Below are 12,069 nucleotides of genomic sequence, written 5' to 3'. Positions count from 1 at the left end.
GTTCGGCCGAAATCAGTCGTGCCTCCGAGGCAGAGTGTTGGCTCGATGACGGATTGTCGATAGGTTCCGCGTGAGTAACCGCAGACACCGAGGAGTTCATGGTCGTCGACGGAGGTTTCCGTGGGGCGGGTCCTAGTGGTGGAGGACGACGAGCGGATCGCACGTCTCGTCTCGCGTGCCCTTGAGGTTGAGGGTTATGCGGTCGATCGGGCGTATAATGGCCTGGACGCGCTGGCCATAGCGCTCGACCGACATTTCGACCTGCTCCTGCTGGACCTGATGCTTCCAGGTCTCGACGGCGCGGAGGTGTTGAGTCGCGTCGTCGAGGAACGCCCCGGCCAGCGCGTGATCGTGGTCTCAGCGATTATGGAGATCGGCTTGCGAGTGGCATGCCTCGATGCTGGTGCGGTCGACTTCGTGTCGAAGCCGTTCGCGCTCGCCGAGCTGATGGCGAGGGTACGGGCCCACATGCGTGAGCCGATCCGGGCTGACCGGCCGTGGCTCGTCGTGGGACAGGTCAAGCTGGATATTCGACAACGCTTGGCGCTGGTCGCAGACCGCCGGGTCGACCTGTCGTTGCGCGAGTCCCTGCTGTTGCGTCACCTGATGCAACGAGCCGGGCAGGCGTGCAGCCGATCGGAGCTCCTGGCCGATGTATGGGGACTGTCCTTCGACCCGGGCAGCAACGTGGTCGATGTCTGCGTCCGGCGGCTGCGCGGCAAACTGGGCACCGCGGCACGAGTGGAGACGGTTCGCAATGTCGGATACCGACTTCTATCCGACTGACGGCTCGAGGCGCCGCGGGCTGTTGCTCGCCACCTGGGCCGTGGCCTCCGCGGTCAACATCGTGCTGATGTACCTGTTCCCGGGCAAGGAGACGGTTCCGTTCCACCTGGTCTGGATCGGACTGTCCATTGTCTACGGCTTCACCGCTTGGCGTCCCCTCGGCATGGCGGCGGTCCTGACCACCGTCGCGGTGACCACCGGAGGGATCCTGATCCATCATGCCGGCACCGGCGACATCGGCTGGGAGGAGACGACCGAGGTCCCGCTGATGACGATGGTGTTCGGCGTCATGGTGTGGCACGTTCACCTGCGTCAGCGGGCCCTCGCGCGGGTTGCACAACTGGCCGAGCACGAGCGCCGGCAGGCCGAGGCGCAGCAGCTGTTCGTCCGGCTCGTGTCACATGAACTGCGCACACCGATCACGGTTGCCCGGGGCTACACCGAACTGATTCGCGACGGTGCGAGCGGGCCGCGCGTCGTCGAGGACGCGGCGATCGTGCTCGACGAACTTGGCAAGCTGTCGCGGATCACGCACCGACTGGTGACGCTCATGCAGATGACCGCCGCGGCGGCACGGCATCCGGCCGACATCGACGCCGAGATCAAGCGCGCCCTGCATCGTTGGGCGCCGACGGCGGACCGGATCTGGAGCGCCCGCTCGGCCGTCGGCGTGGCGGGAGTGGTCCCTGAGCGGCTGGAGGCAGCGCTGGACTGCCTACTGGAGAACGCGGTGAAGTTCACCGCCGACGGTGACCGGATCGAGATCATCGGGGCGCGTCGGCCGAACGCTTGGACGATCGAGGTGGCCGACGCCGGGACCGGGATGAGCCCGGAGCAGGCCGCGACGCTGAGCGCCGCGACCGGCCCGCTGCCCAGCAGTTCGGGCACGGGGCTGGGTCTGGCGATAGTCAGGGCGGTGGTGGAGTCTTGGGGCGGAAGGGTGGCGCTGTGGGGTGAGCCCGGCGTCGGTACTCACGTCACCCTGTGGTTCCCACGGGACCCGTCGGGTGACGAGCCAGCCGTACCTGATGACCTACCGCCTGACCAACAACGTGACCGTACGTCCTGAGGTTCGCGGTAGCGATCGAGTTGGCCCGGCGTGCGCCGGATGCGCAACAACCTCGACCCACTCGACCGCGCGCGGATCGTGGGCAGCGTCGGCTACCGGTTCGTCGTCGACATGACCGCGGCGGCTGGGCCGGGCCGCCGCGGCCGGTGCGGCTACCGGACCGTCAAGGTCACCGGGACCTGATGTACCAACGCTCCAGCGGTCCCGGTCACGACGATGGTGAAGGCGGCGCGCGGGGTCGACGACGTGGTGCGCACCCGCAGCGTCGAGCTTCCTGGTGTACCGACCGGGTTCGTGCTGAAGGTCGCGGACGCGCCGGCCGGCAGACCCGTCACCGAAAGCGACACGCTGCCGGCAAAGCCACCCACGGACCCGAGCGAAACTGTGTACGAGGCGGTCTGGCCGCGCGAGACCGTGACCGAGGACGGACTCGCGCTCAGCGTGAAGTCGCGCGCGGTGACGGTGACCGTGACGGTGACGGTGTGGCTGAGAGAACCGCTCGTGCCGGTGACCGCGAGCGGATAGGTGCCGGGCGGCGCCGTCGCCAGCGTCGTGATGGTCAACTGGGAAGTGCCCGCGCCGGCGACGGACGTCGGGTCGAACGCTGACGAGCCCACGCCGCCCGGCAGGCCGGTGACGGACAGCGCGACGTTGCCGGCGAAGCCGTTCAGGGTGCCGACCGTCACGGCGTATGTGGCGGTGTCGCCGGCCGGCACCGTCCTCGAAGCGGGGGCGGCGGCCACAGTGAAGTTCGGTGGCGAGGGGATCACGAGGGTGGCATACGCACTGCGGCTGGTTGAGCCGTTCGTGCCGGTCAGCGTGAGCAGGTATGAACCCGGTGCGAGGCCGGCCGTCGTGGTCACGTCGAGCCGGACGCTGCCGCTGCCGCCGGTGACGACCGCCGGGGTGAAGCTCCACGTGGCCTGCGCGGCGGAGAGCCCGGCGAGGCTGAGTGTGACGGCGTCGGTAAAGCCGTTCACGCCCGCGACGGAAACGGTGTACGTGGCGCTTCCGCCGGGTGTCGTGGTCGCCGTCGAGGGGGATGCCGACATCGTGAAATCGGGCGTCGTCGTCAGCCACCGGTACGCGGCCAATGCGTCCAGCCGGCCGTAGCCGTAGGCGTTGTCCGGGCCGCTCGGGCCGAGGTCCATGGCGCCGCCCTCCAGCGCGGCGGCCTGCCGGTCGGTGGACAGGTCCGGCAACGCGCTCAGCAACAGGGCCAGCGACCCGGCGGCGTGCGGCGCAGCCAGCGATGTACCGGACACAGTGGTGTACAGGCCGTAGAGGTCGGTGGTCCGCACGTTGACGCCCGGCGCGACCGCGCGCGGCACGACCGGCTGGCCACACGCCGACGGCCCGCGGCTGCTCGACGGGTCGATGACGTCCGTATTATCGGTGGCGCCGACCGCGAACGCCTCCGGGTTGTTGGCCGGGCTGAGAACCGTGCCTGTGGTGGGGCCGTAGTTGCCGGCGGCGAACACCGGCAGGATCCCGGCCGCCCGCAGCATGGCAAGGTCGGGCCGGAAGTCGAGGTTGCAGCCGCCCGTGGACAGCGTCCACGAGTCGTTGACCACGTCGGGTGCATCGGCGGTGTCCGCGTTGCCGTCGGGGTCCAGCAGCCACTGGAAGCCGCGGTGAATGGCGGTCGATGTGGCGGTACTGCGGTCGTTGAATATCTTCACGGCGATCCACCGGGCGTCTGGCGCCATGCCGATCGAGGTGCCTCCGGCGTCGCCGCCGACCATCACGCCCATCGTCGCGGTGCCGTGGCCGTTGACGTCGGTGGGCACCGTCGGGTGCTGACCGTACGGGTCGTACCAGCTGTTGCTGCCGCCCCGCCAGCGACCGGCAAGGTCGGGATGGCTGCCGTCGACCCCGGTGTCCATGTTCGCCACCACGACCCCCTGGCCGCGGAACCCGAGGTTCCACAGCGCTGGAGCGTTGACGAGCGCCACGTTCGGCTCGGGGGGCGCCGGGCCGGGTTCGGCCGCGACCGGCGACCTGGTCGTCACGGGTGCCTGGATGGTGATATCAGGATCGATCCTGCGGACGTCCGGACGGCTGGCCAGTTCCCGGATGACTGACGGGGCGGCCGTCACGCTGATGCCATTGAAGATCCACAATGGATCGATCGTGGTTACGAGCCCCTGCGCCTGCCGCTTGCGTAGCAGCGCAAGGACACCGTTCTGCGCGGTGTCCGCCGTGGCGCGCAGTGCCCGTTCCAGGGCGGCGCTGCGCTGTCGGCGGTTCGGGGCCTTGATGGTGCTCGGGTCGACCTGCGCCGTGAGTACCACGATGGCCTGCACGAGTTGCTGCGGCCGCGTGGCCGGCCGGCCGGCCGAGGCGGGCCCCGAACTGTTCACCAGAATCATCGCAAGCGCGACGGTGACGACCAGGATCGCACGCTTCATCGGACTCCCTCCGGGTCTCTCTCGGCAGGCGTGGCCGGGGTGCCGGTGCGGCGGCGGCGCCGTCGGGCCGGCAGCAGCCACCGGAGGCCGACTGCGAGCACTGCCGCCGCCAGCGTCGACGCCAGCGGGTTCACGGTCGCGGCCAGCCGGCCGTCCGTCGTGGGTTGCGTCTCGGGCGGCGGGAACGACCATCCGCCGACCGCGACCGGGAGCTGTTGTCCCGAACGGTGGATCACGACGTTGAGCCGTTCCGGGCCGGCCGCGTCAACCGTGCCGGTGCCGAAGTAGCGTCCCGGCTCGAGTTGCCGCAGCGGTATCGCGGTGGTCGTACCGCCCGCCGTGAGCTCGAGCGTGACGTCGTCGATCGGTGCCGGCGGTGGCCGGCGCCGGCTCTCCGCCAGCACGGTGAACCCGTTGACGCCGGCCCGGTTCGGCGTCACCAGGATCGACACCTCCACGTCGTCCACGGCGTCGGTCAGGGTCAGCGACGCCTCCGACGAGGCGGTCGTGTCGTCGACTGGGCGCGGCGGAGGAGTCTCGGCGAGTATGCCGACGACGAACAGCAGCACGATGCCGGCCACCGCCTCGACCGCGACGAGCCGACGTGGCGGCGATGTCGCTGCGCGGGCCCGCCCGACCCACCGCCAGGGGACCCGTCCGTGTAGGCGGGCCGAGTTGACCAACCCTATCCCGCCGACCACCAGCAGCAGGGCGCTCTTGATGAGCAGCACTCGGCCGTAGGCCGTCGCGACCAGGGTGTCGACGGAGTCGACCTGCCGGCCGGCGTTGTACAGCCCGGTCGCCGCGACAAGTCCGACGCTCAGCACCGCCAGCCGGGTGAACGGCGCACGGCACGCCCGGATCGTCGCTCGGCGTCCGCTGCCGTCCCCGCCGCGCGGCCACATCACCAGCGCGAGCGACGCCACCGCGCCCAGCCACATGCAGGCCGTCAGGATATGCAGGGCCGCGACGGCGACGGCCGCGGCCCGCCCCGAACTGAGCGCGCCGGTGTGGCTGCCCAGCGCCTCGAGCGTTACCACCACCAGCACGAGCACCGCAGTCGCGGGCCACAGCGTCCGGCCGCGGATGGTCGCGGATGGTCGCGCCCGGAGCGCGGACACCAGCATGGCCAGGGCGGGCAGGACGGCCATGCGCGCGAGCCAGAGGCGGCCCCATCGGGTACCGGTCACGAGGTGGACCGCCGCTGCCGGTGCACCGCCCGGCCCCGCCAACCGGTGGATCTCCGCGAACAGGTCGGCGATGCCGACGACCGTCCCGAGCACAGCACCACCCGCCGCGACGGTGAGGACCCGGTGCCGGGCGGCGCGCAGCGTCACTGGGAGCGGTCCGTCCGGATCGGCCGCCACCGCCCGGCGCAGCGCCGGGGTGAGGACCATGCCGGCGACGGCGAGCCCGCCGATCAGCGCGGCCAGCAGGCACAGGCCGACCCAGCGACGCGCGACGTCGAGTGGCTGGGCGGAGGTGCCGGGGCCGCCGGCCGCGACGATGGTGCCGGATACGGGACGGTTGACCGCGAAGACGATGACGCCGCGGGTGGTGTGCCCGTCGTCCTCGGCCAGGACCTGCCACACGACACCGTACGTGCCCGGCGGGACGTTCGGCAGGTGCATGACGAGCTGGCGCGTGCCGGGCTGCTCCGGCGCCACCCGGGTGCCGGCAACAGGCTGGCCGGCGCTGTCGACGAGCCGCGCGGAGCTGAACCGCGGCGCGATGCCCTCGCTGAACCGCAGCACGACCGTACCGGGTGCCTGCGCGAGGGTCGCGCCGTTGGCGGGCTCCGAGGAGACGAGGTCGGCATGCGCGGCCGCCGGTCGTGCGGGCAGGGCCAGGGCGAGGACGACGCCGGCAAGCACCGCGCCGGCACTGAGGACAAAGCGGCGTGCCGTCGCCGCCGTGCGGTCCCGCTCACCCGACGACGACATGTTCCACCTGCGCCCCGGTCAGCTCAGGTGCCGACTCGACCGGAAACCACGCATGGGACCGCCTCCTGGCCTGTTAGCGGGGCGCACGAGGTGGCGCCGAGCGGATTTCTGGGGTGCCGAGCCGGACGGTAGGACGCAACAGATCGCCGGGTCCAGGAACATGACGAGACCGTCATGCGACTGTCACGTGGTGGTCATGTGCCGCCGGCAACCAGCCCGGAGCGCTACCCGCCCGAGATCTCGCCGACGTGTTGCACCGGTCTTCCGAAGAGGAGGGACCCCTGCAACGACGGCGCTGAGGATGCGGTCGATCGGGCCGGCGCCCGCGCGAATGACCGCACCATGACACGCACATGACAGACCCGTCATGAACGGTCTGCGCGGACCGCGCCTGGCGACATACTCGCCGTGATGCAGGGCGCACCTGCCGAGGCATCGCGCGTGGAGAGGTGAAGCCGATGCACAGGGAGCGGTCGACCCACACGATCGTGGACGCGCTGCGCAGGGCATGGGCAGCGTGGACCCCAGGCCAGTCCATCACGGGGTCGGCGAAACCCGTCGCTCGCCGGCTGAGCCGTTTGCATCCGCTGTCCGGATCGGTCCTGCTTCCGCCGAGGATGCGACTCGGCAGAATCCGCCGCCACCTCACCGCCCGCGCGGCGGTCCTTGCCCTCGTCTGCGGTCTGCTCCCACCCGTCGTGGTACTCACCGTGCTCGGATCTCCGGCGCAAGCGGCCACGTCATGTCCGGCCGCCGGCTGCGCGGTCACGGTGGACGCGCGCGACTTCGCGTCGCACACCGCACTGTCACAGTTCAACTACATCATCAATGTCGATAACACGCGCTTCGTCAACCCTGGGACGCGCCAGCCGAGGGACCCGTTCCCGAAGTACGTGACGACCGAGAGCAACAGCCCGATCGTGCGCGAAGGCAACGAGGGACGCAGGACCGTCAATCTGCCGCCCGGACGGTACCTGATCTCGGTCCGTGCGCGGGACCACAAGATGTGGGGCAAGCACATCACCCTGCCCGACGACGCCGCGGCTGACGGCACCCTCAACGCACAGATCGAGCTCACCGAGCAGAGCGATGCCCACCCGCTGCCGCTCGGCAAGATCCGAGTCTTCGTGTTCCAGGACAACGCCTGGACGAACGGCGCCCCGGACACCGAAGAGGCCGCGCTGCAGGGCTTCACGGTCGGGCTGGAGGAGCAGACCCACAGCGCGGTCACGGTCGACTACAACAACAACCCGTTGTGCGGCGGTCACTGCCTGACCGCCGCCGACGGGCTGGTCACCATCAACGACCTCGGACCGGCCACCTACTTCATCGACGTGCATCCACCGGAGGGGAGTTGCAACAGCGACCCCAACAGTCGGTGGTATCAGACCACGACCATCGACGGTGGTCTGCAACTGCAGGCAGGTGTCGAGGAAGGTAGCGACGGTACGGGCGCGCCCGGCGAGCAGTTGTGGGAGCCGCCGACCAACCGCACCGCGTACTGGTTCGGCTTCGTCTGCGCCCCGACGCCTTTCGCTACCACGGGGACGGGCGAGATCACCGGCACGGCCCGCAACTGGCAGGGTTGGCCGCCGTTCGACGTGCTGACGCTGGGCGAGCCTGTGCCCAATCCGTTCGTCGCGCTGAGCGACAGCACGACCGACCGCACCGTCTTCATCGGCCGGGGTGACGAGCAGGGCAACTTTGACATCCAGCACGTCCCGGCCGGCACGTACAACATGGCCATCTGGGATGAGCAGCTCAGCTACATCATCCGAACCCTGCCGGTCACCGTGGCCGCCGGCCGGAGCGTCGAGGTCCGCGACGCGGATCCCAACGGCGAGGTCGGCGTCGGCGTCTCGCGCTGGTTCGGCTGGCTGGACGGCACCGTCTACAAGGACACGAACAACAACGGGAAGAAGGATCCCGGCGAGCCGATCATCGGCAACACCGATATGGATCAGCGGTGGCGGGACGGCTCGATCAAGGAGTCCACCTTCACCGACCCTGCCGGGCACTACGAGTACCCGACCGCCGAGGGCGGCCCGCTGGGCAAGTGGATCATCAACGAGCAGGGCTTCGCCCGCTTCTCCGCCTACCCGGGCCCGTCTACGCATGACGAGCACACGGGCGCGGTGACGCCGTCCTGCGCGGTCGATCCTCCTGCCGTTCCGGCCAATCCGTGCGTTCCCACCGACCAGGGCGGCGGGCTGCTGAGCAACCAGCTCCTGACCGAGGGCCACCGCGCCACGGTCGACTTCGGCAAGCGTGACTATCCGGCGGGCACGCCGGGCCAGATCGTCGGCATCACCTATTTCGCGACGACGCGCAACGAGTTCGACGCGCGGTTCCAGGCGCACGAGGACTACGAGCCGGCCATTCCGGACGTCACGGTGTATCTCGAGGGCCTCGGCCCGGACGGGCAGCCGAACACGGCCGACGACGTCATCCTGAACCAGTACGTGACCGACCACTGGCAGCACCCGAACGCCGCCCAGCACCCACCCCAGGGCTGCGCCGTGACCGACTCCAACGGTGCGCCCATCACCACGCTCAACCCGGAGGTCGGGCCGAACTGCCTGGAGACGCCGATCACCGGCGAGCAGACAAAGGACGGCGCCTTCGACGGCGGCTACGCCTTCGCCGACTACTGCCCCCAGGCGAACGGGTACTTCAGCACGGCGACCGGGCTGTGCGGGGACGGCTCCGATCCGGGCGACCACCGGCTCGTCGCCGGCACGTACATCACGCACGTGGTTATGCCGAAGGATGCGACCGACAGCCGTGCCTGCAACCCGGCGAACAACTCCGGCTACAAGAGTGTCAGCTCCGTCAAAGGCGTCATCCCCGGTGACGGTGCCGGATGCCTGTACCGCCCGGTCAAGGAAGAGGACGTCAACGTCGACCTCGGCAACCAGTTCACGCCGGCCATCCCGCCGCCGCCCTGCACCGGAGACGATCACGTCATCGACCAGTCGACCCTGGTTCAGCGCAGCGTCTACTTCGGCGTCGCCGGCGCCCACGCGCCCCTGTGCGACAAGCGACTGGTGGTCGTGACCAACGGCCAGAACGCCAACGCCGACTTCAACATGATGACGAACTTCAACACCGACCCCAACGGCACCAACGCCGGCGACATCAGGGTCGGGGACGTCGCGGAGCCCGGCCGGATCATCGGCCTGGTCTCCAACGACATCTACTTCGAGCGCAACCAGAAGTCGATGTGGTACGGCGAGCCGCGGCCGATCGGGGGGATCCCGGTCGGGATCTACGCTCGCGTGGACACGGTGCCGAACGTCAACGCCCCGTACACCCCCGACAACTGGCGCCTGCTCACAACGGTGTACACCAGCCCGGAAGGCACCTACGAGGTGCTGCTTCCGTCGACCGAGACGTTCAACTGCCCGATCCCGCAGGGCCCCTGCCCCGGCATGTACCTGGTCAAGGTGGACGATCCCGGGACCAAGGCGGCCCCTAACCCCGGCTACAACCCCAACCTGCTGACCGCGACGTCCGCCTGGGACGTCTGGCCGGGCCTGACCGACCAGCTCGACACGCCGCTCGACCCGATCTCCGGCACCGGCTGCGAGGACCCGGCAGTCCCCGCGCGCCCCGAGGTGCTGCAGGTCTCGACCCCTGTGGTGCCCGCGACCGGCAGCCGGCAGGTCACCGTCCGGGCCGACTTCATCGGCACCACCGGCACCGCCACCGATGCCACCGGCGTGCGGGCAACCCTGACCGACGACCGGAGCGGCGCCGTCACGACGCTGACGCGCGGCAACGGTGGCATCGCCAGCTGGACGCCCGGAAACGCCACCACGCCGGACACCATCGTCCTCAATGTGCCCGCACTCTCCACCAACCCGGACTTCCGGCCGGGTCCGAAACAGCTCACGATCACCACGGCGAACGCGAACGGCGGCGTGTCCAGCGTCAACGGGATCACCCTGCACGTGATGGGCACCAACGGCACCGGCACGAACACGGTCACCTACAACCCGCCGGTGGTGAACGTGCCGCCGCCGGCGATCACCGGGCCCAACGCGCACGCCCTGCAGAATGCGATCGACAGTGCCGCGGCCGGCAGCCTGCTCGTGCTGTCACCCGGTGTCTACAACGAGAACGTTGTCGTCTGGAAGCCGTTGAAGATTCAGGGTCTGGGCGCGGGCGGGATCATCGGCGCCCACGAGCTCCAGGCCCGCGACCCCGAGGACCCGCGGTTCCACGTCGTCGGTTCGGTCATCGACGGTCGCTACTTCGTGGAGAACGCCGCGACCTTCGACGCGACCGTGGCCGCACACGGGCCGTACGCAGGCGTGGACGCGAATCACCCGGTGCTCCGGGGGGCCGACATGACCGTGCTCGCACAGTCCACCAGCGCCTACAACCTGGGCACCGGCATCACCGCCACCTTCGCCCAGGCACGCATCGACGGCCTCGCGCTGATGACCGGGCAGGGCGAGGGAGCCGGCGGCATCCAACTGCAGGCCTACGCCAACAACACCCAGCTCACCAACAACGTGCTGGAGAACAACGCCGGCATCTTCGCCGGCGGCATCGGGATCGGCGCGCCCTACAGCGACACCAACCCGGCCACCGGCGCCAGCAACCACGTGGGCGCACACAACTACAACGTCAAGGTCGCCAACGACCGCATGATCGGCAACGGCGGCCTGACCCGCTCAGGCGGCCTCGGCATCTTCTACGGCTCCAACGCCTACGAGGTCGCGAACAGCATCCTGTGCTCGAACTTCGGAGTGGAGTACGGCGCCGGCATCTCCCACTGGGGCCTGAGCCCCGGCGGCCGCATCCACGACAACCAGATCTACTACAACGATGCGGTCGACTCGGGCGCCGGGATCTCGATCCAGACGCAGCTGCCCGTCGGTGGCGCCAGCCTGGGCGACGGCACCGGGAACGTCGACATCGACCGCAACGTGCTGGCCGGAAACTACACCGGCGACGACGGCGGCGGGATCTTCGTCCTCGACGCGCTCGACCAGCCCATCAACATCCGGAACAACATCGTCGCCGACAACGGCGCGGCCGACCTCGGCGGGGCCATCACGCTCGACGACTCGTCCAAGGTGGCCATCGTCAACAACACCATCGCCAACAACGTCTCCACCAGTTCGTCGGAGAACTCCGACGCCAACCCGCACTCGGCCGCCCTGGCATCGGAGGCCAACGACCAGGCGCTGTGGCAGAACGACCCGCGCTACACGGCGCAGTACCCGAACGCGGCCACCCGCCCGGACTTCTCCAACCCGTTGGCGCTGTTCAACAACATCTTCTGGACCAACACCGCATACACCCTGAGCCAACCCGGCCCGGGCGCGGCGCTGGTCTCGCACGGCACCATCGATTTCGAGGTCCATGGGACCACGAACAACGCGGACACCTTCACCCCGCGCTACTCGGACCTGACGGCCGGCAACACCATGCTGGGTCCGGACGGCGTGTTGCATGCCCCCCCGGCGAACCAGGGCAACATCAGCGCGGACCCGCTGTTCCTGAACCCGATCGGGGTGAGCGCGGAGCTCACGGTGTCCGGGTCGCGGCTCGACCCGCAGACGGCCGCGGTCACCATCACCGGTGGGGACCCGCCGGTCGGGCTCACCAGCAACTACCACATCCTGCCCACCTCGCCGGCGGTTGACGGCGGCGTGCGCTGCTCGAACACTCCGGTCCCGGCGAACCTCACCGCGTGCGGCGCGGCGGCGGTCGCGGCGCCGGCCGGGATGCCGGGGGACATCGACGGGGACTCCCGTCCAACGCAGCGGACGACCCGTTCCAACACGCCGTGGGATCTCGGCGCGGACGAACTACTCGGGATATCGGTAATCCTGCCGTGAGAGGC

6 protein-coding genes are annotated in these 12,069 nt (G+C 69.8%); 4 read left to right on the top strand and 2 right to left on the bottom strand.

What is annotated here, in order from left to right; all coding sequences use genetic code 11:
* Positions 1 to 138 precede the first annotated feature (138 nt).
* Genes ACPPVO_RS37095 through ACPPVO_RS37085 form a run of 3 tightly spaced genes read left to right on the top strand, consistent with a single transcriptional unit; the run spans position 139 to position 2,038 of the window.
* The gene (locus tag ACPPVO_RS37095; RefSeq protein ID WP_426503223.1) at positions 139 to 786 is read left to right on the top strand and encodes a response regulator transcription factor; all 648 of its coding nucleotides are present in this window, start codon (positions 139 to 141) and stop codon (positions 784 to 786) included.
* Positions 758 to 1,855 (top strand): sensor histidine kinase, encoded by a 1,098-nt coding sequence (locus ACPPVO_RS37090; protein WP_426503222.1) that lies wholly within the window; start codon positions 758 to 760, stop codon positions 1,853 to 1,855. The genes ACPPVO_RS37095 and ACPPVO_RS37090 overlap by 29 nt, the downstream gene beginning before the upstream one ends.
* 39 nt (positions 1,856 to 1,894) lie before the next feature.
* A complete protein-coding gene (locus tag ACPPVO_RS37085) occupies positions 1,895 to 2,038 on the top strand; it encodes a hypothetical protein (protein WP_426503221.1) in 144 nt (47 codons plus the stop codon).
* Here ACPPVO_RS37085 and ACPPVO_RS37080 read toward each other — a convergent pair.
* The gene (locus ACPPVO_RS37080; protein WP_426503220.1) at positions 2,008 to 4,266 is read right to left on the bottom strand and encodes a S8 family serine peptidase; all 2,259 of its coding nucleotides are present in this window, start codon (positions 4,264 to 4,266) and stop codon (positions 2,008 to 2,010) included. The genes ACPPVO_RS37085 and ACPPVO_RS37080 overlap by 31 nt on opposite strands.
* Entirely contained in the window at positions 4,263 to 6,209 is a 1,947-nt protein-coding gene (locus ACPPVO_RS37075; RefSeq protein WP_426503219.1) for a copper resistance protein CopC, read from the bottom strand. Before ACPPVO_RS37075 ends, ACPPVO_RS37080 begins: the two co-directional genes overlap by 4 nt.
* Positions 6,210 to 6,826: 617 nt before the next feature.
* Here ACPPVO_RS37075 and ACPPVO_RS37070 point away from each other — a divergent pair.
* A complete protein-coding gene (locus ACPPVO_RS37070; RefSeq protein WP_426503218.1) occupies positions 6,827 to 12,064 on the top strand; it encodes a hypothetical protein in 5,238 nt (1,745 codons plus the stop codon).
* Positions 12,065 to 12,069: the final 5 nt, after the last annotated feature.

Source organism: Dactylosporangium sp. McL0621, assembly GCF_049995355.1.
GTDB lineage: Bacteria > Actinomycetota > Actinomycetes > Mycobacteriales > Micromonosporaceae > Dactylosporangium.
Note: the sequence above shows the minus strand (reverse complement) of the source record. Positions and strands in the feature narration are given on the sequence as shown.

Coding starts and splice junctions, on each gene's coding strand:
- ACPPVO_RS37090 (WP_426503222.1), top strand. CDS start 758: ATGTCGGATACCGACTTCTATCCGACTGACGGCTCGAGGCGCCGCGGG.
- ACPPVO_RS37085 (WP_426503221.1), top strand. CDS start 1,895: ATGCGCAACAACCTCGACCCACTCGACCGCGCGCGGATCGTGGGCAGC.
- ACPPVO_RS37080 (WP_426503220.1), bottom strand. CDS start 4,266: ATGAAGCGTGCGATCCTGGTCGTCACCGTCGCGCTTGCGATGATTCTG.
- ACPPVO_RS37075 (WP_426503219.1), bottom strand. CDS start 6,209: ATGTCGTCGTCGGGTGAGCGGGACCGCACGGCGGCGACGGCACGCCGC.
- ACPPVO_RS37070 (WP_426503218.1), top strand. CDS start 6,827: ATGCGACTCGGCAGAATCCGCCGCCACCTCACCGCCCGCGCGGCGGTC.